Below are 22,666 nucleotides of genomic sequence, written 5' to 3' on the forward strand. Positions count from 1 at the left end.
CTTTATCTGGCGCTTAAGGAAAAAGAGATAATTGCTCTCTTTCGCGCCCCCTCTATGCAGGCTGAATCCGACATTTGCCGGGTTCCTCAACCTACCGAGGTACCGACCCCCGAACTCGGGCGTGTCGCATAAGTGCTGTAGCAAAAATGCGCGTAACTATCCCTCGAACTGATCGATTGGGTCATATTTGGGCCTACCTTCACCGGCCTCACGAAAGAGGATTCGGCTACTTTGCACGGGTAGGCGCTTGAACAACGTATTCAATAATGCCAGAGATTCAAGGGCTATGCAAGACTTTTTTCCGCATAGTGCCCAGCCACACACTCCACTTATCCACAGGCTATACACAAACCAGGTTTCTTAGCGTCATTTAGGAGTTATATTTCCCCAGGCAACCTAGTTAGTGACCGTCCTTACCTACTATGGGGGTATGAATTCCCAACATCAGCACTTGTCAGGTGCTCCCCAGGCACGACCTGACGCTCATTCCCAATCACAGGTGCGGCACCAGCCTTACCCAGCTCCGTCCGCTCCCCACGTTGCTCAACCGCAGTGGACCAATCCACCGCAACAGAACCTCAGCCTCAAGCCCCACCGGGAGATAGAAAACCTCCTGCTCAATCTTGCCCTCTACCTGGGCAGCCTATTTATCGTCGCTAGTTCTGGCCTTTTGGTCTACACAGTAGCCCCCAGGGCCCTCCAAATATCCCTTCTCGGTCTTCTGACCCTTCTCTTGTTCACGGCAGGTATCAGCACCTACCGGTGGGTCCCTAAGCTGCGGCTTGCCTCCTACACCTTCGCAGGAACAGGCCTAGCCCTACTCCCTCTCCTGGGACTTGCCATCTATCACAGCTACTGGCCCTACTCGGGAGCAAGTCTGTGGCTCCTCATCTCCCTGGTAGGTAGCCTGGCTGTCATCGGTGCCCTCGCCCTCATGCAGGCTCGGGTCATGTCCTACCTTGTGATAGCTTTCATCGTTTCAGACGTCCTGGCCTTTAACCACACCGTGCAAATCGGCATGCTCTGGTTCTTTGTAAGCCTTATCGGGCTAGCTACCCTGCTCTCTGTCTTCGTCCGCGCCTTCGGGCAAAAGCTACCACTGGCTGTCAGCCAGGGCTTCTTCGATAGCTCCCGAGTTTTTGTACCAGCCACCGTCGGGGCATCTTTACTCCTCCCCTCCCTTGAAGCCTGGGAGGTTGCCCTCATCTCTCTTCTGGCAAGTTGCTACGTCCTAGCCCATCTGTTCCAGGAACCTACCTGGTTCTACTACCTACAGGTCAGGCTGTACCCTGCACTTGCCGTCCTCTACCTCAGCCTCTGGCTCATGCCCCTCACCGAAAATCCGACCTACAGCTTCCTCCCAGTAACCCTATTTCTCTTCGCTTCGGCCCTATGGATTACCCGGGGGTCCGGGCACAGTGTGCCCTGGTCCCCTTATCAGGACGCGCTAGCAACCTGGGCTCTAGCCCAGCTAGGCCTCTTTACTTTCGCTTTTTCCGGGATGACCCAGGCTATGTTGAAGCCAACTGTTGTCGGCAGCACCTGGTATTTCACTCTCGCTGAAAGTCTGCTGACGCTGGCCCTACTCGTGAGCCTGGGCGTCCTCGTCCTTATCCTGCAGGGCAGCAGGCTCATCACCTACCTGCCCCTCTTCGCCTTAGCGTACGGTGGTCTAGGATTCTTCACCCTTCCCATCATGGCCCAGGCCTTCAACCTGATAGCCCTCGCTGGCATTCTGCTCTGGAGCAAGCCCCTGCAGAACCCACAGAACCTGTACCTGACAGGACTATTTGCCCTATCTGCCCTACCTGTTCTGGGTTTGGCCCTTGTAACCCCGAACAATACCTACCTTGCTGCCCTGAGCTACGGGCTGGTCTCATCCCTTTACCTCCTGTCTGACTCCTGGAGAGTCCAGCCAGAGCTGCCCTCCTCCCGGTCGACTCTGCAGGGTTATGTGTCGCTGGGGTACCTGCTGGCTTCAGTGGCTGGTAATACAGCTCTGGCCCTCGGGATGGGCACAGGACTCGTCGGTAGCAGCCAGCCCCGCCCCCTAGACTTCCTCATTCTCGGACTCCTCACCCTGTTCACAGTCGCTACAACTTCGGCCGTTCTCACCCTCATCAACCGGTACCAGCAGATTGACAGCAGCCCAATCTTGAAAACCTTCGCCTACACGGGTGTCGGAATTTCTGCTGTCATCGTCACCTCTATGGTCAGTAGCGTCTACGCCTACGTGGTGCTGGCAGGCTATATCGTAGGTAGCCTGGTGCCAATCAGGTGGATAGCGCATTCCATCGTCTCCCATAGCTTCCTTCTCATTCGGGGATTCATCGTTCTTGCTGCCGTCAAAACCCTCTTTACCAGCCAGCTAGAACCGGATACAGCCACCGTCGTGTTTGTTCTTCTTTGTGCCCTGCTAGCTGGCACCAGCCTCTACCTGGCTCACCGCCGCCCATTATCCTCCCACCCCAAAGCTGAACTTACCGTTGGTATCACCTTCACCTGGATCAGTGCGGTAGCTAACCTCCTCCTCACCGATTATGTCTGGGACTGGCGCCCCCTGCTCACTACCCTGGTCTTACTCGCCCTGTTCCTGGCATGGCTGGGTGTCACAGCCCAGCCTGCCGTGCGCTCTGCCCAAGGTGCCCTCCTCGTTGCCAGTATTGTGCCTACTGGGCACATGCTCCTGGTAGCCGGTATGGAACTGGATGCCCCGACCCTCAACCTAATTCTCGGCTCTGCTCTGATTGCAATCCCCAATATCCTTGCCCTGTGGCTTGGATCGTCCGAGGGGACACCCCACCAGATCATCCCAGGGGCGGGACTCACTCTTCAAAAGCGTTGGGACGGCCAGCGGCATAGGCCCATGATTTTTCCGGGGTTAATTGCTGGCAGCTTCCTGCTCTTCTTTTCTGTGCTAGCTCCCGATCAGTTAGGGGTCAGCCTGCTGGCTATCCTCGTTTTCACCGGCGGTTGGTTGATCACGGTTAAGGCTCCAGCCCGGCCTCCAGTTGTCATTGTGGGCGGAGGTTTTCTACTCCTCAGGGCCTGCCTCGAACTGAGCTACAGCCAGGCCTTCTTCTATATGGTTCAGTACCTTGTTGTGGCTCTGGCGGTTCTGAGTATTTTCAAGCGCGTCATGGGTAGGCCCCTCCCCGATGGCCTCCCGCCCCAGGCATACCGGGCTCACGTATACCGTGGGTTTATACCCTTCTGGTCGGCCTTTGCCCTACAAGCTGCGGGCTCCTTGGTGTTCCTACCTTTCGCTGACTACCTCATCGATCTACCAGAAAAGATTGTTTTGTTGCTAGCAACAGCTGTTCTACTGACCGCTAGTGCTTTCCTGTCACGAAAAACACCTGTACCCATCACTGCCTTGTTACTTACCTACCAGTTCCTTCTACTGCTAGCAGGGTTCAACTTCACGACCTTCTTCATCTTGGGTATCAGTTTGATTGGGGTTGTCACCTGGCGTCTACTTGTGCGTGATGAAGATCCGGTGCAACCGCCGCCATCACCTTCTAGTTATCCTCACATGCCACTCCCCCAGCAGCCTTTGCCCCCGCACCCGGACGCGACTGGGCAAGCCCACCAGTTTAACCCTGGTTTCCCCCGGCAACAGCCCCCAGTAACTCACCAAGAGCAGGCCCCAGCCCAACTCCCGCAACAGAAGAAAGCGCCCTGGGCCTAACCTGTTTCTTCTTCCTCACCCTCAGTAATGCAAGGGCCGGGCTCCTCGCAAGAGTCCGGCCCTTGTACTGTCAGCCCCGAATAATATTGCAAGCTAGGAACTGCCCCATGTTATTACTGCCAATTGGCTGGGGCTTTATATCCTGACCTACCACTTGTGTGTGTGGGTAAAACAGAAGACCCCCGCAGATTTCTCTACGGGGGTCTTCATTCGCTACCGCTTTTTACAGCGGCTCAAAATCTGCAGTAAGTCAGACTTACTTGAGGATCTTGGTAACGCGACCTGAACCAACGGTACGGCCACCTTCGCGGATTGCGAAGCCGAGGCCCTCTTCCATTGCGATTTCCTGGATGAGCTCAACGGTCATCTCAGTGTTGTCGCCGGGCATAACCATTTCGGTGCCCTCGGGAAGGGTGATAACACCGGTAACGTCGGTGGTGCGGAAGTAGAACTGAGGACGGTAGTTTGAGTAGAAGGGGTTGTGACGGCCACCTTCATCCTTGGAAAGGATGTAAACGTTTGCCTCGAACTGGGTGTGGGGGGTGATTGAGCCGGGCTCAACAACAACCTGACCACGCTCTACGTCGTCACGCTTCAGACCGCGAAGCAGCAGACCACAGTTCTCGCCTGCCCATGCTTCGTCGAGCTGCTTGTGGAACATCTCGATACCGGTAACGGTGGTCTTCTGGATGGGGCGGATACCAACGATCTCAACTTCGGAGTTGATCTTCAGGGTACCGCGCTCGGCGCGACCGGTAACAACGGTACCGCGACCGGTGATGGTGAAGACGTCTTCGATGGGCATGAGGAAGGGCTTGTCCTTCTCACGAACGGGGTCGGGAATGTAGTTGTCGACCTCGTCCATGAGCTCTTCAACCTTAGCAACCCACTCGGGGTCACCTTCGAGAGCCTTCAGAGCGGAAACGCGAACAACGGGAGCGTTGTCACCGTCGAACTCCTGTGAGGAGAGCAGTTCGCGAACTTCCATTTCAACGAGGTCGAGCAGTTCCTCGTCCTCAACCATGTCTGACTTGTTCAGTGCGACGAGCAGGGTGGGAACGCCAACCTGGCGAGCCAGCAGAACGTGCTCGCGGGTCTGAGCCATGGGGCCGTCGGTGGCAGCAACAACGAGGATTGCGCCGTCCATCTGAGCAGCACCGGTGATCATGTTCTTGACGTAGTCAGCGTGACCGGGGGCGTCAACGTGTGCGTAGTGACGCTTTTCGGTCTGGTACTCGATGTGAGCAATGTTGATGGTAATACCGCGCTGGCGCTCTTCAGGAGCGGAGTCGATCATACCGAAGTCGCGCTGCTCGTTCAGGTCGGGGAACTTGTCAGCCAGAACCTTGGAGATTGCAGCGGTCAGGGTGGTCTTACCGTGGTCAACGTGACCGATGGTACCGACGTTTACGTGAGGCTTGGAGCGCTCGAACTTAGCCTTAGCCAAGAGTATTCCTCCTATAGAGAAGATTTGAGAACCTGCACTCGGGTTTCACACCGGCGCACATCCGCCAAGAAGGCGGTCTAGCTACCACAATAGCGGATAAGCCCGGTACTACGAAAGCTAGAAGTAGGTTCAATTACAAGGTTTTTTTGAAAAGCGGTGCGGCTCACACGGGGGTGAGCCGCACCCGGGTGAGTATTACTCGCCGCGGCTCTTCTGGATGATTTCATCAGCGACGTTCTTGGGAACCTCAGCGTAGCTGTCGAACTCCATGGAGAAGACAGCGCGGCCCTGGGTCTTTGAACGGAGGTCACCGATGTAACCGAACATTTCTGACAGGGGTACAAGAGCGTGAACGATCTTGACGCCTGCTGCGTCTTCCATGGACTGGATCTGACCACGACGTGAGTTGAGGTCGCCGATGACGTCGCCCATGTAGTCCTCGGGGGTACGGACTTCAACAGCCATCAGGGGTTCCAGCAGGACGGGAGCGGCGCGGCGGGCGCCTTCCTTGAAGACCATGGAGCCAGCGATCTTGAAGGCCATTTCTGATGAGTCAACGTCGTGGTAGGCGCCGTCGATCAGGGTTGCCTTAACACCGACAACGGGGTAGCCAGCGAGGATACCCAGCTGCATGGCGTCCTGGATACCGGCGTCAACGGAGGGGATGTATTCACGGGGAACACGGCCACCGGTGACGACGTTGTCGAACTCGTAGAGCTCTTCAGCATCGAGGGGGATGGGCTCGAAGGAGACCTGAACCTTTGCGAACTGACCAGAACCACCGGTCTGCTTCTTGTGGGTGTAGTCGACCTTCTCGACTGCCTTGGTGATGGTTTCACGGTAGGCAACCTGGGGCTTACCAACGTTAGCTTCAACCTTGAATTCACGCTTCATACGGTCGACGATGATGTCGAGGTGAAGCTCGCCCATACCGCCGATTTCGGTCTGGCCGGTTTCTTCGTTGAGTGAAACGGTGAAGGTGGGGTCTTCCGCTGACAGCTTCTGGATAGCGGTTGACATCTTTTCCTGGTCACCCTTGGTCTTGGGCTCGATAGCCACGAAGATCACGGGGGCGGGGAAGGTCATGGATTCCAGAACGACGGGGTTGGCGATGTCGCAGAGGGTGTCACCGGTGGTGGTGTCCTTCAGACCAATCGCTGCGTAGATGTGGCCTGCCTGGATCTCTTCAACAGGGTTCTCCTTGTTGGAGTGCATCTGGAAGAGCTTGCCGATACGTTCCTTCTTACCCTTGGTGGCGTTCAGGACCTGCTGGCCCTGTTCTGCCTTACCGGAGTAAACGCGGATGTAGGTCAGCTGACCGTAGAAGGGGTGGGCTGCAACCTTGAAGGCCAGTGCTGCGAAGGGCTCGTCAGCTGAGGGCTTGCGGGTTACTTCAACCTCTTCGTCGGTGGGCAGGTGGCCGATCATCGCGGGGACGTCCAGCGGTGAGGGCAGGTAGTCGAGAACTGCGTCGAGCATGGGCTGGACGCCACGGTTCTTGAATGCTGAGCCACAGAAGACGGGGTAGGCTTCGTTAGCTACGGTGAGCGCACGAACGCCAGCCTTGATCTCCTCGATGGACAGTTCGCCCTCTTCGAGGTACTTTTCCATGAGCTCTTCGGAAGCTTCAGCAACGTTTTCGATCAGTTCGGCACGGTACTGTTCAGCCTTTTCCTGGAGGTCAGCAGGGATTTCCTGGATCTCGTAGGAGGCACCCATGGTGACGTCGCCCTTGGCGTCGCCGGGCCAGACGTAGGCCTGCATGGTGAGCAGGTCGACGACGCCGACGAAGTCGTTTTCAGCGCCGATGGGCAGCTGCATAACGAGGGGCTTAGCGCCGAGGCGCTTGATGATGGTTTCTACGGTGAAGTAGAAGTCTGCACCCAGCTTGTCCATCTTGTTGACGAAGCAGATACGGGGAACTTCGTACTTGTCAGCCTGACGCCAAACGGTTTCAGACTGGGGCTCAACGCCTTCCTTGCCGTCGAACACTGCAACAGCGCCGTCGAGGACGCGCAGTGAACGCTCAACCTCAACGGTGAAGTCGACGTGGCCGGGGGTGTCGATGATGTTGATCTGGTTGTTCTTCCAGAAGCAGGTGGTTGCCGCGGAGGTAATGGTAATACCGCGTTCCTGTTCCTGAGCCATCCAGTCCATGGTTGAAGCACCGTCGTGGGTTTCACCGATCTTGTGGTTGATACCGGTGTAGAAGAGGATGCGTTCGGTGGTGGTGGTCTTACCGGCGTCGATGTGCGCCATAATACCGATGTTGCGGACCTTATTCAGGTCGGTAAGCACGTCTAGTGCCACTTTGTTCTCCCTTGTGAGAAACTCCGAAAGCCTGCCGCTATGTACTTGTGCAATAACGGCAGGCTACGAAGAAATTACCAGCGGTAGTGTGCGAAGGCCTTGTTGGATTCGGCCATCTTGTGAGTGTCTTCGCGACGCTTCACAGCGGCACCGAGACCGTTGGATGCATCCAGGATCTCGTTCATGAGACGCTCGGTCATGGTCTTCTCGCGGCGGAGCTTTGAGAAGCCAACGAGCCAGCGAAGAGCCAGAGCGGTTGCGCGGCCTGCACGAACCTCGACGGGGACCTGGTAGGTCGCGCCGCCGACGCGGCGTGAGCGAACCTCGAGTGAGGGCTTGACGTTGTCCATAGCCTTCTTGAGGGTTGCTACGGGGTCTGCGCCGGTCTTCTGAGCAACACCTTCGAGAGCGCCGTAAACGATACGCTCAGCGGTGGACTTCTTGCCGTCCAGCAGAACCTTGTTGATGAGCTGGGTAACCAGCGGTGAACCGTAAACGGGGTCGTTTACGAGGGGACGCTTAGGAGCGGGACCCTTACGAGGCATTACTTCTTCTCCTTCTTTGCGCCGTAGCGTGAACGGGCCTGACCGCGGCCCTTAACGCCCTGGGTGTCCAGTGCGCCACGAACAATCTTGTAACGAACACCGGGGAGGTCCTTTACACGACCACCGCGAACGAGCACGATGGAGTGTTCCTGAAGGTTGTGACCCTCACCGGGGATGTAAGCGGTAACTTCGACGCCGCCGTTGAGCTTAACACGTGCGACCTTACGCAGTGCTGAGTTCGGCTTCTTGGGGGTGGTGGTGTATACACGGGTGCATACGCCACGCTTCATGGGGTTGCCCTTAAGTGCGGGCGCCTTGGTCTTGACGACCTTGGGTGCACGGCCCTTACGGACCAACTGCTGAATTGTAGGCACTTGTTCTCCGTTTGGTATCGGCCTCCCCGCTAGGGGTGACCGGTTTACTTGCCTTCTGACCCCATTACTGAGGGCAAAAGAAAATCTAACGACTGAGCAAAAGTTTCCCAGACACAACAAAAAATGGCATTTAGGCCTCAAGATCGCTTTTCCGGCTTTTGCCGGGCGAACAAGGCCAAAGGACGGTGTCCATTCTGCCATTGGTCTAAGGTACCTCCGCCTCCTAGAGAGGGGCAGGCACTGTACATAGGGTAGTTAAACTACCTGCTCAGTACTCCAAGTACGACTCTACCCTGTTTCTAGGCCTTAATCCAGCCCTATTCCAGCTCTTTCCTGCCGGTGCCAGCTTTAAACCGGTGATATCCCGCACTTAAGTCCATAATCTCCCTCAAAATGCAGGACGCCCCACCCCGCCCTCCCTGCCCAGGGGCAGGGAAGAGGGGTGGGGCGTCCGTCCGGGGCTCAGGGCTAGGAGACTCGGAACTCCCGGGTGGTTCCGGTGAAGGGGGTAATCCAGCCTGAGCTTGTCTTTGAATCGCCGTGGTAAACCAGGCGGTAGGTACCGGGGGCAGCGTCAGCCGGAATCTGCCACTCAATAGTCACCCGCGACTGGGCAGCCAAATGCCGCTTCCACCGGAACCTGGTATTCGGGTCATTATCCCCAGCAACCGTCACCCAGCTATTGCCCTGCTTCCGCTGGACCTCCAGGTAGGTTGAATTCAGTTGCTGATCATTATTGGGATGGGCTCCCACAAAGAGGGCAGACACCGTGCGGCCACGAGGAGTATTCACCGGCTGGGTCAGCACCTTGCCGTAATGGTTCCCCACCCCAGGCAGGTCATACAAGACCTTACCGACAGCAGACTTCATGGGAGTACGCACCGCAGGCTTATCCCCCAGAGGTAGGGCCGTGCCGTCCCTCAACGATGTACCCACCGTATTCAAAACCTGACGGTAGGCGCCCATCGAGTTAATACCGAAAATTGTCGCCCCACCCTCATACTGCTGGGAGACGTACTCCTGCGGGGTCGCCACATAATGGCTATAAGCGTTGGTCACGCCCTGAACAATAATGTGCGACTGATCCACGCCCAAGAGCTGGGCCATATCCTGCCGGTACTGAACACCCACAGCGCTGTTGTGTTCCCCGGGCAGACCGAGCACATAGTAAGACCCAAATCGCATGATTTGGATGGGCAGCTTCTGCTGAATCTGGTTATGAACCGCCAAGAAATTAGCCTTGGGGTACTGGCAGGCCGTCAAAGGAGCAGACGCATTGTAGGCAAGCCAGTTAAAATCAGCCAGCACCTTATTAGCGTTAGCCCCCTCATAGAACCCAGCTGCCCCGGGGCCGTCCTCCAGGGAACCAGCCGCAAAGGGGGCCCCCAGGGAGGCATTACAGGTAGAGCCGGGGTAGCCAGTACCGGTGAAGCGGGCCTCAACATTAATCTTCGAAAAATCAGTGTAGGTAATCCGAGAATCCAGGCCCTGCCCCACGGGGGTGCCGGGGCTCGCCAGCTGGGCCCGCACCGCGTCCGCCTGCTTAGTGCCCTGAATCTTTACGTTCTCGAACTCGTTATTGGTCGGCCCCATGCCCGGCTGCAGCCAGGTATTCGGGGAAACATCCCCGCTGTTTGCGTTGGCAAAGGCCGCCACGAAAGCGTCGTCCTCAGAACCCGCATTGAGGTTGACCCCGTGGTCCACCGTCTCAAGCAGGTAGGAGGCATACCCCTTGTTATCTGACGACACCAGGGTATTTTTGTTGGTCAAGGATGTTGGGTGGATAGCGAACCAGTTCAGGACGGCCCGGGTCACCCCGTTATGCTCAAACCGGAAGGTGGTGTTGGTGGGGTCAACCCCGTTGACCAGCTCCTTCATCAGGTGCTGCGGGTTCTGCTGCTGGGCCACAGCCGACCGGTTCACGCCTACGCCGGTCACCTTCGTCGTTGAAACCGTCACGTTACCAGGGGCAAGGTCGGCCAGGGCCTCACGGATAGCCTTCATTGAACCGTTGACCTGGGCCCTAAAAGTAGGTTCATGGAAACCCAAGGTGGTGAGGTTGTAGAGGGAATCCTTGCTGACACCGCCGGGAGTGGCATGGGTGTGGGTCGCCGTAATCATGACGTTAGACTCGCCAAACTCCGGCCCGATCTCGCTCTTGAGGCGGTTCAGCAGCTCAGCGCGAACACTGTTCCAGCCACTCAGGGCGTCCAGCACAACCATCAGGTTACGAGAACCCGTCGCCGGATCAATCACCACAAAAGCCCGGGCGTACTGGCGGGTATGGATACCACTGCCCTTCTGGGTGTCTGTTGCATACCCCATGAAGCCAACCTCTGCGACTTCACCGGTCATATCAGCCACGCCAGCCCCCACCAGGAAGGGGTTCTGGGCCGTCGGGCGGGTAGATTTCACCAGGGCGGCAATACTCGCTGACGATACCGTCGCAGGATTCGCCTGGTAGGTCGCCTCAGCAGGGGGAAGCAGGACGCCACCTGCCAGGGCCACGGTAGCGCCCAAAGCCCCAACTTTCAGCCACAGCTGCTTAGTCTTTCTCATGAATAACCTCAAAAGTGCGATAGGCGCCGTCCAGCGCCTAGAGTGGTGTGTAACCTAACTAGATTACGGGGTTTTCGGCCGAAATACCCGCACTTGTGACACCTGTCAAGATTTCATCCAAGGAGCCCCTCCTGAGCACTCCAGACCAGTCCTACCTCGTTGGTTTGATCGGTAGCGGCATCACCGCGTCCCTCACCCCACCCCTCCACGAATACGCAGCTGATACCGCCGGAATCCGATATCTCTGCCGGCCTCTTGACATAGACCGGCTCGGCCCTGCGGGACGCTCGGCAGCAGCCACCCCCGTTGGGGATCTCCTGCGCTGGGGTTTCGACCTGGGCTACAACGCTTTCAATATCACCTACCCCTACAAGCAGGATGTTCTCCAAGAACTCGACGACGTTTCTGCCGAGGCCCAGCGGCTCGGCGCAGTGAACACGGTCGTCCTTCGCGACGGGCGCACCGTTGGGTTTAACACGGACGTCACCGGCTACTCCAGGGCCCTGACCACGGGCCTCTCCCCTACCGCCGCTGACCTCACTAGGGTCACCCAACTCGGCGTAGGAGGCGCAGGCTCTGCCACCGCAGACGCTCTTCTCAGCCGGGGTGTCCAACACCTTGCCCTCTTCGACACAGACTACGAACGGGCAGAAACAAAAGCCCGGCACCTCTCAGCCCTCTTCCCCCAGGCAAGAATACAGGCGGTAGCAGAAGCAGACCTCGCCGCCTCAGTAGGCGACTCCACCGGCCTGGTCAATGCAACACCCATCGGTATGCACCACCACCCGGGAAGCCCCCTGCCCCTGGACTACCTCCACAGCGACCTCTGGGTTTCGGACGTCATCTACCTACCCCAAAACACCCCCCTCATCACCCAGGCCCGTCGCCTCGGCTGCCGGATCCTCCCCGGCGGGCTCATGGCCGTCGGCCAAGCCATTGACGCCTTTGAGCTCATTACCGGCCACCGCCCAGACTTTGCCCCCATGCTGGCCCACTTCGAGCAGCTCCTCGACGGCCAACAGGGCAAGGCAACAGGCCAAGCCTAAGTCGCCCCCGTCCGTCCGACCCCCAGCCAGCTGCCCCCTAGCAAGACCAAAGGGCGCTCCCCCACCATCGTGGGGAAGCGCCCTTTATCTATACCCTAGGGTTCGGTTTACTTGCCGAACTCGTAGTCATCCAGCGGAATCGCCTGGAACTCGGGGCTAATAGCACCCTCGTTAGTTTCGGCGTAGCTGAAATCGTTGTAGGGGGTCGCGGTCTGAGCGTACAGGGCTTCACGGGCCTCGTCGGTGGGCTCAACCTCGATGTCGTTGTAACGGGCCAGGCCGGTACCAGCGGGGATGAGCTTACCGATGATGACGTTCTCCTTGAGGCCAACCAGCGGGTCTTCCTTACCTTCCATAGCAGCCTGAGTAAGAACTCGGGTGGTTTCCTGGAAGGAGGCAGCTGACAGCCAGGACTCGGTCGCCAGTGACGCCTTGGTGATACCCATCATCTCGGGACGGCCCGAGGCAGGACGCTTACCCTCAGCAACAGCTGCACGGTTAGCGTTCTGGAAGGCGATGTTCTCCACCAGCTCACCGGGGAGCAGGTTGGTTTCACCGGAGTCAATCACGGTAATACGACGCAGCATCTGACGGACGATCACCTCAACGTGCTTGTCGTGGATACCTACACCCTGGGAGCGGTAAACGCCCTGGACCTCGTCCACCAGGTGCTTCTGGGCCTCGCGGGGACCGCGAATACGCAGAACTTCCTTGGGGTCAACAGCACCGGCAACCAGCTGGGTACCGACGGTGATGTGGTCACCTTCAGCAACTTCCAGGCGGGCACGACGCAGGACGGGGTAGGCAACCGGCTCGTCACCGTTATCGGGGGTGACGATTACGCGCAGGGACTTGTCGGTGTCCTCGATGGTGACCCGGCCAGTGACCTCTGAAATCGGGGCAACACCCTTGGGGGTGCGGGCCTCGAAGAGTTCCTGAATACGGGGCAGACCCTGGGTAATATCGTCAGCTGACGCGACACCACCGGTGTGGAAGGTACGCATGGTCAGCTGGGTACCGGGTTCACCAATGGACTGGGCCGCGATAATACCGACGGCTTCGCCGATGTCGACCAGGTTGCCTGACGCCATGGAACGGCCGTAGCAGAGGGCACAGACACCAACTGCTGACTCACAGGTCAGAACGGAACGAACGCGAACTTCCTGGATACCAGCCTTGAAGAGGTCGTCGATGACGATATCTGATACGTCAGCGCCTGCCTCAGCCAGGACGGTGCCGTCTTCAGCCACAACGTCAACAGCCAGGGTACGTCCGTGGATGGAGGACTCGACGTTCTCGTGCAGGGTGACGACGCCGGACTCGTCTGCCTGAATCAGAGGCAGGGTCAGGCCGCGGCGGGTGCCACAGTCGTCCTCGCGGACGATGACGTCCTGGGAGACGTCGACCAGACGACGGGTCAGGTAACCGGAGTTTGCGGTACGCAGCGCGGTATCAGCCAGACCCTTACGGGCGCCGTGGGTTGCGATGAAGTATTCCAGAACCGACAGGCCCTCACGGTAGGAGGACTTAATCGGGCGGGGCATAATTTCACCCTTGGTGTTAGACACCAGACCACGGATACCGGCAATCTGACGGACCTGCATCCAGTTACCACGAGCACCAGAAGTCACCATGCGGTTAATGGTGGTGTTCTTCTCGGCCAGGTTCTGCTTCATGGCCTCGGCGACCTCGTCGGTTGCCTTGGTCCAAATGTCGATCAGCTCGGTACGGCGTTCAACGTCGTCGATCAGACCCATAGCGAACTGGGATTCGATGTCGGCAGCCTGGGCCTCGTAGCCTTCCATAATGGTGGGCTTGGTGGGCGGTGCCGCGATATCGGTGACGGCAACGGTCACGCCTGAACGGGAGGCGTAGTAGAAGCCGGTGTTCTTCAGTTCGTCCAGGGTCTTAGCAACCACGTGCATGGGGTACTTCTCAGCAAGGTCGTTGATGAGGGCACCCAGGGACTTCTTGTCGGCGACGCCGGTGTACCAGGGGTAGTCAGCGGGCAGGGTCTCGTTGAAGATGACCTGACCGACGGTGGTTTCAACCAGGACGGGCTGGCCGGGCTCGTAGCCTTCGGGGGCTTCCCAGCCCTCGTAGGGGACGAAGTCGTCGAGAACGATCTTGACCTTGGTGTAGAGCTCAATTTCGTGACGGTCCATGGCCATGATGGCTTCTGCGTAGGACGAGAAGAGGCGGCCTTCGTTCTTTTCACCATCGCGGGGGGTGGTGAGGTGGAACAGACCGATGATCATGTCCTGGTCAGGTACCGCAACGGGGCGACCGTCGGAGGGCTTCAGGATGTTGTTGGAGGACAGCATGAGAATGCGGGCCTCAGCCTGGGCCTCGGGTGACAGGGGCAGGTGAACTGCCATCTGGTCACCGTCGAAGTCAGCGTTGAATGCTGAACAGACGAGGGGGTGCAGCTGGATAGCCTTACCTTCGACCAGCTGGGGTTCGAAGGCCTGAATACCCAGACGGTGCAGGGTGGGAGCACGGTTCAGCAGAACGGGGTGCTCGGTGATGATCTCTTCGAGGACGTCCCAGACCTGGGGGCGGAAACGCTCGACCATGCGCTTAGCAGACTTGATGTTCTGGGCGTGGTTGAGGTCCACCAGGCGCTTCATGACGAAGGGCTTGAAGAGCTCCAGGGCCATCTGCTTGGGCAGACCACACTGGTGCATCTGCAGGGTGGGGCCACCAACGATGACGGAACGACCTGAGTAGTCAACACGCTTACCGAGCAGGTTCTGACGGAAGCGGCCCTGCTTACCCTTGAGCATGTCAGAGAGGGACTTCAGGGGACGGTTACCGGGGCCGGTGACGGGGCGGCCGCGACGGCCGTTGTCGAAGAGGGAGTCAACGGCTTCCTGCAGCATGCGCTTTTCGTTGTTGACGATGATCTCGGGGGCGCCGAGTTCCAGCAGACGCTTGAGGCGGTTGTTGCGGTTGATGACGCGACGGTAGAGGTCGTTGAGGTCGGAGGTGGCGAAGCGGCCACCGTCGAGCTGGACCATGGGACGCAGTTCCGGCGGGATGACGGGAACGTAGTCCAGGACCATACCCAGCGGGGAGTTGTCGGTGGTCAGGAAGGCGTTGACGACCTTGAGGCGCTTGAGGGCGCGGGTCTTCTTCTGACCCTTACCGGTCTGGATGATCTCCTTGAGGGCCTCAGCTTCGGCCTCCATGTCGAACTTTTCCAGGCGCTTCTTGATGGCCTCTGCGCCCATGGAGCCTTCGAAGTACATGCCGTACTTGTCGACCATGCCACGGTAGAGGGACTCGTCGCCTTCGAGGTCAGCGACCTTGAGGTTCTTGAAGCGGTCCCAGACGCGCTCGAGGTGCTCGATTTCGCGTTCTGCGTTCTTGCGGACGGCACCCATCTGGCGCTCGGCAGCGTCGCGCAGCTTGCGCTTCTCGGCAGCCTTGCCGCCTTCAGCCTCGATCTTGGCGAGTTCCTCTTCGGTTTCGCGGGCAATCAGGTTGATGTCGGCAGCCAGCTGGTCCTGCAGGACCTTCTTGTCGCGGTCGTGGGCAGCCTGCAGATTGGGCAGGTCCTCGTGGCGGGCTTCTTCGTCCACATGGGTGATCATGTAGGCGGCGAAGTAGATAATCTTTTCGAGGTCCTTGGGAGCCAGGTCAAGCAGGTAGCCCAGGCGGGAGGGAACACCCTTGAAGTACCAGATGTGGGTGACGGGAGCGGCCAGCTCAATGTGGCCCATGCGCTCACGACGCACCTTGGCACGGGTTACTTCAACACCACAGCGCTCACAGATGATGCCCTTGAAGCGGACACGCTTGTACTTACCGCAGTAGCATTCCCAGTCGCGGGTGGGGCCGAAGATGCGCTCGTCGAAGAGGCCTTCCTTCTCGGGCTTCAGGGTTCGGTAGTTGATGGTTTCGGGCTTCTTAACCTCGCCGTAGGACCAATCCAGGATGTTCTGGGAGGTCGCTAGGCCAATACGCATCAAACCAAGTGAAGATTCGTTGGACATTTGGTCCTTATCTCTTTCCTAGTATTTTGAAGTCTTTGTGAACAGATGAGGGAACCGAAACCGGTTTAGACCTCTTCGACAGAGCTAGGCTCTGCGTGGGACAGGTCAATGCCCAGGTCATCTGCTGCTCGGAAGCCTTCGTCTTCTGCATCGCGCATTTCGATGGTCTGACCGTCGGTTGAGAGGACCTCAACGTTCAGGCAGAGGGACTGCATTTCCTTGATCAAGACCTTGAAGGACTCAGGAACACCCGGTTCGGGGATGTTCTCGCCCTTGACGATTGCCTCGTAGACCTTGACACGGCCGTGGACGTCGTCGGACTTGACGGTCAGGATTTCCTGCAGGGTGTAGGCGGCACCGTATGCTTCCAGTGCCCACACTTCCATTTCACCAAAGCGCTGGCCACCGAACTGGGCCTTACCGCCCAGGGGCTGCTGGGTGATCATGGAGTAGGGGCCGGTGGAACGGGCGTGGATCTTGTCGTCAACCAGGTGGTGCAGCTTGAGGATGTACTGGTAGCCAACGGATACCGGCTCGGGGAAGGGCTCGCCGGAGCGACCATCGAGCAGGCGGGCCTTACCTGAGCTGTTGATCAGGCGGTCGCCGTCGCGGTTGGGGTTGGCGTGATCCAGCAGTTCGAAGAGTTCCTCTTCACCAGCACCGTCGAACACGGGGGTTGCGACGTTGGTCGGGCCAGATTCCTTGGGGAAGTTGTGGAGCTTGTCCAGCCAGGCGGGGTTGCCCTCAATCTTCCAGCCCTGCTTGGCCAGCCAGCCGGTGTGAACTTCAAGTACCTGACCGATGTTCATACGACCGGGGACGCCCAGGGGGTTGAGGATGACGTCAACGGGGGTGCCGTCTTCCATGAAGGGCATGTCCTCGATGGGGAGGATCTTGGTAATAACACCCTTGTTACCGTGGCGGCCTGCCAGCTTATCGCCGACGGTGATCTTACGCTTCTGGGCAACGTAGACGCGCACCAGCTGGTTGACGCCGCTGGGCAGGTCTTCGTCGTCGTTTTCGCGGTCAAAGATACGGACGCCGATAACGGTACCGGACTCGCCGTGGGGAACCTTGAGGGAGGTGTCACGGACTTCTCGGGACTTCTCACCGAAGATCGCACGGAGCAGGCGCTCTTCGGGGGTCAGTTCGGTTTCACCCTTGGGGGTGACCTTACCGACCAGGATGTCGCCAGCTTCAACCTCAGCGCCGATGTGGATGATACCGCGCTCGTCGAGAGCTGAGAGGACCTCTTCGGAGACGTTGGGGATGTCGCGGGTGATCTCTTCGGCACCCAGCTTGGTGTCGCGGGCGTCGATTTCGTGCTCTTCAATGTGGATTGAGGTGAGTACGTCGTCGGAGATCATGCGCTGGGACAGGATGATACCGTCCTCGAAGTTGAAGCCTTCCCAGGACATGTAGGCCACGAGCAGGTTCTTACCCAGAGCCAGCTCGCCCTTGTCGGTGGAGGGGCCATCAGCAATCAGGCCACGGGCCTCAACGCGGTCGCCCACCTTGACCACAACGCGGTGGTTGTAGCAGTTACCGGGGTTGGATCGCTGGAACTTGAGGATGGGGTAGGAGGAGGTGGTGCCGTCGTCGTTACGGACGACCACCAGGTCAGCGGAAACCTCAGAGACTACGCCGGCCTTCTTGGCCAGGACGGAGTCACCGGAGTCGATCGCTGCGTAGCGTTCCATGCCGGTACCGACGACAGGTGCCTCGGATTCGAGCAGGGGAACGGCCTGACGCTGCATGTTAGCACCCATCAGTGCTCGGTTAGCGTCGTCGTGTTCCAGGTAGGGAATCAGGGCGGTTGCCACGGACACCATCTGGCGGGGGGAGACGTCCATGAACTCGATCTCGGAGGCGGGTACCAGCACAGCTTCGCCGGAGCCGTCGCCTGCACGGCAGAGGACCTGCTCTTCGGAGAAGGTCATGTCGGAGTTCAGAGGCGCGTTGGCCTGTGCGATGGTGTGGCCCTTTTCGTCATCAGCGGTGAGGTACTTGACCTCGTCGGTGACCTTGCCGTTCTTGACGATACGGTAGGGGGTCTCGATGAAACCGAAGGGGTTGATTCGGGCGTAGGTTGCCAGCGAGCCAATCAGACCAATGTTGGGGCCTTCAGGGGTTTCGATGGGGCACATACGGCCGTAGTGGGAGGGGTGGACGTCTCGAACTTCCATGCCTGCACGGTCACGGGACAGACCGCCGGGGCCCAGGGCTGAGAGACGACGCTTGTGGGTCAGGCCTGCCAGCGGGTTGTTCTGGTCCATGAACTGGGAGAGCTGGGAGGTACCGAAGAATTCCTTGATGGAGGCAACAACCGGGCGGATGTTGATCAGGGTCTGCGGGGTGATGGCCTCGACGTCCTGGGTGGTCATACGCTCGCGGACGACGCGCTCCATGCGGGACAGGCCGGTACGGATCTGGTTCTCGATCAGTTCGCCGACAGCGCGGATACGGCGGTTGCCGAAGTGGTCGATGTCGTCAACGTCTACGCGGATGTCGACCTCCTGGCCGTCGCGGACACCCTTGATGGTGGTGCCACCGGCGTGCAGGGTAACCAGGTAGCGGATCATCGCTGCGATGTCGTCCTGGGAGAGCACGGAAGCTGAGGGGTCGTTGACGGGGGTGTCGATGCCGAGCTTGCGGTTCACCTTGTAGCGACCGACCTTTGCCAGGTCGTAGCGGCGGGGGGTGAAGTACATGTTGTCCAGCAGGGCCTGGGCAGCGTCAACCGTGGGGGGTTCGCCCGGACGCAGCTTGCGGTAGATGTCCAGCAGGGCCTCTTCGCGGGTCTGGACGGTGTCCTTCTCCAGGGTGGCGCGGATGGAATCAAATTCACCGAATTCAGCCAGGATCTTGGCTTCGGTCCAGCCCAGGGCCTTGAGCAGGGTGGTGACGGACTGCTTACGACGGCGGTCCAGACGGACACCGACCTGGTCGCGCTTGTCGATTTCAAGCTCGAACCAGGCACCGCGGGAGGGGATAATCTTCGCGGTGTAGATGTCCTTATCGGAGGTGCGGTCAGCGGTCTTTTCAAAGTAGGCGCCCGGTGAACGAACCAGCTGGGACACCACAACGCGCTCGGAGCCGTTGATGACGAAGGTGCCGGATTCGGTCATGAGGGGGAAGTCGCCCATGAACACGGTCTGCTGCTTAATTTCGCCCGTGTTGTTGTTCATGAACTCGGCCTTGACGTACAGGGGGGCAGAGTAGGTCGCGTCGCGATCCTTGCACTCTTCCATGGTGTACTTGGGGTCGGCGAATTCAGGATCGGAGAAGGACAGGGACATGGTGCCCTGGAAGTCTTCGATCGGGGAGATTTCTTCGAAAATGTCAGCAAGGCCGGAGGTCTGGCTGACAGAGGTGTCGCCAGTTTCTGCTGCTACAGCGGCTTTCGCTGCCCAGCGTTCATTACCGACGAGCTGATCAAAGCTGTCGAGCTGGAGCGCGAGCAGGTTAGGAACCTGCAGGGGCTCAGCAATTTTTGCGAATGAGATTCGACGCTGCGAATCTACGCCATTAGCGGCTTCAGTATGAGAGGTGCTCGAGGCGACCAAGATGGGGATCCTTCCACAGACAGGTCTGTTCGTACCCGCTCCCCCGCCAGGGGAAGTACGTGAAGTTACCCAGAAAAGAGCGGCAAACTAGCCGAAAAAGCACCTGTGCCGTGCTGGTGTTGGCTCGATTGATGTTCAAGGGTACTGGCGTACTTTAACCTGTGACAACCGGCCCACCGCTATATGAAGGCACAGAAGATTAGGGAAGCGCAAATATTCATGCTACAGCAAAATACCTGCGCTGTCCATACCTAATCTCTGCTCATTTTGCAAACTCTCTTCAGCTCTAGCACTCCACCACATTAACCGCCAGACCACCCATGGAGGTTTCCTTGTAGCGGTGGGACATATCCTCACCGGTCTGGCGCATGGTTTCGATGACCTGGTCCAGGGAGACGCGGTGCTGACCGTCGCCGCGCAGGGCCATCTTGGCTGCGGTCACGGCGTTAGAGGCTGCCATGGCGTTGCGTTCAATACAGGGAATCTGCACCAGGCCGCCGACGGGGTCGCAGGTCAGGCCCAGGTTATGTTCCATGGCGATTTCGGCGGCGTTCTCGATTTGCTCGTTGGTTCCGCCCATGACCTGGGCAAGCCCGGCAGCTGCCATGGATGAGGCAGTGCCTACCTCCCCCTGGCACCCAACCTCAGCCCCAGAAATTGAGGCCCGCTTCTTGTAGAGGGCCCCGATCGAGGCAGCTGCCAAGAAGAACTCAACGACGGCGTCGTCCACAACCTTCTGCCCCCGGTGGCGCACCGAGGGAACATAGTTGAGCGCATAGTGCAGGACGGCAGGAATAATGCCAGCAGCCCCGTTGGTGGGGGCTGTGACGATGCGTCCCCCAAAAGCGTTTTCTTCATTGACGGCCATAGCCATCAGATTGACCCAGTCAATGGCGAATTCGGGTGACTTCTTGGGGTCTTCAGCCAAGAGGTCCCGATGCCACTGGCCCGCACGGCAGCGCACCTTGAGGGGGCCGGGCAGGTAGCCCATACGCTCCAGGGAGGAACCGATGCATTCCTTCATCACCTGCCGGATCTGCAAGATACCGTCCCGCACCTCGTCCTCGCTGCGCTCAGTCTTCTCGTTTTCCATCTTGAGCTGGGCGATGGAAAGGCCTGCACTATTGGCCATATCGAGTAGTTCCTCACCCGAGCCAAAGGGGTAGGGGGCCTTGGAGAGCCCGGTAGAACCTGATGATTCTTCGTTCTCCTCAACAATGAAACCGCCACCAATGGAGAAGTAGGTCCGTTCCAGTAGCAGGTCCTCCCCCGCGTGGGCGGTGATCTTAATACCGTTGGTATGACGGGGTAGCACCGTGAGAGGGCGCAAGGTGATATCGGCTTCCCGGTAGGTCAGGACGGGGCCGCTCACCTGGGTTGCATCCGGGCTAGGTGCTCCACCCTCAAAGGCGGAGGAGGGGTAGCCGGCCAGGGGCAGGGTACCGTCCACCTGGTTCCGGTCGAGGAAAGCGTCAGCTGCTGCTATGTCGATGGTTTCCGGCACAAAACCAACTAGCCCCTTGAGGGCTGCGCTCATGGTTCCGTGTCCGGCGCCGGTGGCGGCCAGGGAACCGTAGAGGTCAATATGGATTCGGGTGACATCCCCCAGCTTTCCTGCGTCAATCAGTTCGGCGATGAACCGGTTGGTGGCCCGCATGGGGCCCACTGTGTGGGAGCTGGAGGGGCCGATCCCTATCGAGAAAAGCTCAAAAACTGAGATGTCATAGTCCAGGGCCTCAGCCTGGGTTTGGGCGTCGGGCTGGGGCTGGCCATGGCCGGGAGAAAAGTCTGGCACTGAGTCGATCTTCATTGTCTCAACCTGTTCTGGCACCGGGTGGGGTACCTGTGTGTGCGGGGCGGACGCGCTCGGGGTGGGAGGGCGGGCGCTGGTGGGGCAAGGAGGTGGGTCTAGATATGCCAAGGGCGGGTGACATAGAGCCACCCGCCCTTTCGCGAATCTACTTCTGACGCTTGTAGAAGGGCAACTCTACGATGTCGAAGGGGGCGACCTTACCACGGATATCGACGTTGATGGTCTCACCGACGGTAGCGTGCTCGGTAGCCAGTAGGGCCATAGCAATGGGGTAGCCCAGGGTGGGTGAAGGAATGCCCGAGGTGATCTCACCGATCTCGGTGCCGTTCTCGTCCACCAGCTTGGAACCTGCGCGGCCGGGACGCTTGCCCTGGGCCTTGAGGCCCACCAGGGAACGAGCCGGGGTCTGCTCAGAGAGCTGAACCAGGGCGTCCTTGCCCACGAAGTTGGCGGCCTTCTTGGTCAGGGCAATCTCAACCAGCTTGCCCATACCCGACTCGAAGGGGGTAATGTCGCGGCCCAGTTCGTGGCCGTAGAGGGGCATGCCGGCCTCCAGGCGCAGGGAGTCGCGGGCGGCCAGGCCTGCAGGAATGGCCCCGTGCTTCTGGCCGCGCTCGGCTGCCAGGGCCCAGAGCTTGGCGGCGTCCTCGTTGGCGACGTAGATTTCGAAGCCGTCCTCACCGGTGTAGCCGGTGCGGGCCAGCAGCACCTCGATGTCGCCGAAGCGCAGCGGGGCTGCTGCGTAGTAGCCCATGGAGGTGATGGTCTCAGCATCTGAGGGGTCCATATCCAGCAGGATAGCCTCGGAGGCCGGGCCCTGAACCGCAACCAGGGAGGTCTGGGCGGTCTCGTCCATCAGTTTCACGTCAAAGCCTGCGGTGCGGGCGCTCATGGCCTCGTAGTCGGCGGCCACGTTGGCAGCGTTGGGAATGACCAGGAACTCTTCCTCGCCCAGGCGGTAGGTAATCAGGTCGTCGATGACGCCACCGTCCTCGGCCAGGAGCAGGGAGTACTTGGCCTTACCCACCTTGAGAATGGACATGTTGGAGAGCAGGGCGTAATCCAGGAAGGCGCCAGCATCGGGGCCGGTCACACGGAATTCACCCATGTGGGAGAGGTCGAAGAGCCCGGCAGCTGAGCGCACAGCCTTGTGCTCTTCAACGTCGTTGGTGTACTTGAGGGGCATGTCCCAGCCGCCGAAGTCAGTGAAGGCGGCGCCCAGGTCTGCGTGGACCTGGTAGAGGGAAGTTTTCTGGGGTGACACGGTCAACCTTTCAGGGTATCTGGTGAGTCAAAGGTGGGGGCTGGCCCCGGTAG

Annotated in this window: 11 protein-coding genes; 2 read left to right on the forward strand and 9 right to left on the reverse strand. The window is 59.1% G+C overall.

What is annotated here, in order from left to right:
- Positions 1–733 precede the first annotated feature (733 nt).
- Entirely contained in the window at positions 734–3,691 is a 2,958-nt protein-coding gene (locus L7A15_RS02875; RefSeq protein ID WP_237208108.1) for a hypothetical protein, read from the forward strand.
- Between the two features lie 256 nt (positions 3,692–3,947).
- Here the strand turns inward: L7A15_RS02875 and tuf are convergent, their stop codons facing one another.
- The 5 genes from tuf to L7A15_RS02900 all read right to left on the reverse strand — a co-directional run bounded on the left by tuf (position 3,948) and on the right by L7A15_RS02900 (position 10,926).
- Positions 3,948–5,138 carry an elongation factor Tu gene (tuf, locus tag L7A15_RS02880; RefSeq protein ID WP_237188159.1) on the reverse strand — a complete coding sequence of 397 codons (1,191 nt, stop codon included), beginning with the start codon at positions 5,136–5,138 and terminating at the stop codon, positions 3,948–3,950.
- A gap of 195 nt (positions 5,139–5,333) precedes the next feature.
- The gene (gene fusA, locus L7A15_RS02885) at positions 5,334–7,448 is read right to left on the reverse strand and encodes an elongation factor G (protein WP_237188158.1); all 2,115 of its coding nucleotides are present in this window, start codon (positions 7,446–7,448) and stop codon (positions 5,334–5,336) included.
- 74 nt (positions 7,449–7,522) lie between these two features.
- Positions 7,523–7,993 carry a 30S ribosomal protein S7 gene (rpsG, locus tag L7A15_RS02890; RefSeq protein ID WP_185174277.1) on the reverse strand — a complete coding sequence of 157 codons (471 nt, stop codon included), beginning with the start codon at positions 7,991–7,993 and terminating at the stop codon, positions 7,523–7,525.
- Positions 7,993–8,367 (reverse strand): 30S ribosomal protein S12, encoded by a 375-nt coding sequence (rpsL, locus tag L7A15_RS02895; RefSeq protein ID WP_083090707.1) that lies wholly within the window; start codon positions 8,365–8,367, stop codon positions 7,993–7,995. Before rpsL ends, rpsG begins: the two co-directional genes overlap by 1 nt.
- Positions 8,368–8,835: 468 nt before the next feature.
- Complete coding sequence (locus tag L7A15_RS02900) at positions 8,836–10,926, reverse strand: neutral/alkaline non-lysosomal ceramidase N-terminal domain-containing protein (RefSeq protein WP_237208109.1); 2,091 nt, start codon at positions 10,924–10,926, stop codon at positions 8,836–8,838.
- 95 nt (positions 10,927–11,021) lie between these two features.
- Between L7A15_RS02900 and L7A15_RS02905 the strand changes: the two genes are divergently transcribed.
- A complete protein-coding gene (locus L7A15_RS02905) occupies positions 11,022–11,972 on the forward strand; it encodes a shikimate dehydrogenase (protein ID WP_237208110.1) in 951 nt (316 codons plus the stop codon).
- Positions 11,973–12,079: 107 nt separating this feature from the next.
- On the opposite strand, the gene rpoC is transcribed toward L7A15_RS02905, so the two are convergent.
- From rpoC to gcvT, 4 genes are all read right to left on the reverse strand, one after another.
- A complete protein-coding gene (gene rpoC, locus L7A15_RS02910) occupies positions 12,080–15,970 on the reverse strand; it encodes a DNA-directed RNA polymerase subunit beta' (RefSeq protein WP_237191598.1) in 3,891 nt (1,296 codons plus the stop codon).
- 65 nt (positions 15,971–16,035) lie between these two features.
- Positions 16,036–19,536 (reverse strand): DNA-directed RNA polymerase subunit beta, encoded by a 3,501-nt coding sequence (gene rpoB, locus L7A15_RS02915; RefSeq protein ID WP_237208111.1) that lies wholly within the window; start codon positions 19,534–19,536, stop codon positions 16,036–16,038.
- Positions 19,537–19,822: 286 nt separating this feature from the next.
- Complete coding sequence (locus L7A15_RS02920; RefSeq protein WP_237208130.1) at positions 19,823–21,346, reverse strand: L-serine ammonia-lyase; 1,524 nt, start codon at positions 21,344–21,346, stop codon at positions 19,823–19,825.
- A 148-nt stretch (positions 21,347–21,494) separates the two neighbouring features.
- Positions 21,495–22,613: a glycine cleavage system aminomethyltransferase GcvT gene (gene gcvT, locus L7A15_RS02925; RefSeq protein ID WP_237208860.1), complete on the reverse strand. Its 1,119-nt coding sequence runs from the start codon at positions 22,611–22,613 to the stop codon at positions 21,495–21,497.
- Positions 22,614–22,666: the final 53 nt, after the last annotated feature.

The organism is Rothia nasimurium, assembly GCF_928391935.1.
Lineage (GTDB): Bacteria > Actinomycetota > Actinomycetes > Actinomycetales > Micrococcaceae > Rothia > Rothia nasimurium_D.

Bases quoted from the DNA above. Each gene is read 5' to 3' on its own strand.
- rpsG (WP_185174277.1), bottom strand. From the start codon at position 7,993: ATGCCTCGTAAGGGTCCCGCTCCTAAGCGTCCCCTCGTAAACGACCCC.
- L7A15_RS02900 (WP_237208109.1), bottom strand. From the start codon at position 10,926: ATGAGAAAGACTAAGCAGCTGTGGCTGAAAGTTGGGGCTTTGGGCGCT.
- L7A15_RS02920 (WP_237208130.1), bottom strand. From the start codon at position 21,346: ATGAAGATCGACTCAGTGCCAGACTTTTCTCCCGGCCATGGCCAGCCC.
- rpoC (WP_237191598.1), bottom strand. From the start codon at position 15,970: ATGTCCAACGAATCTTCACTTGGTTTGATGCGTATTGGCCTAGCGACC.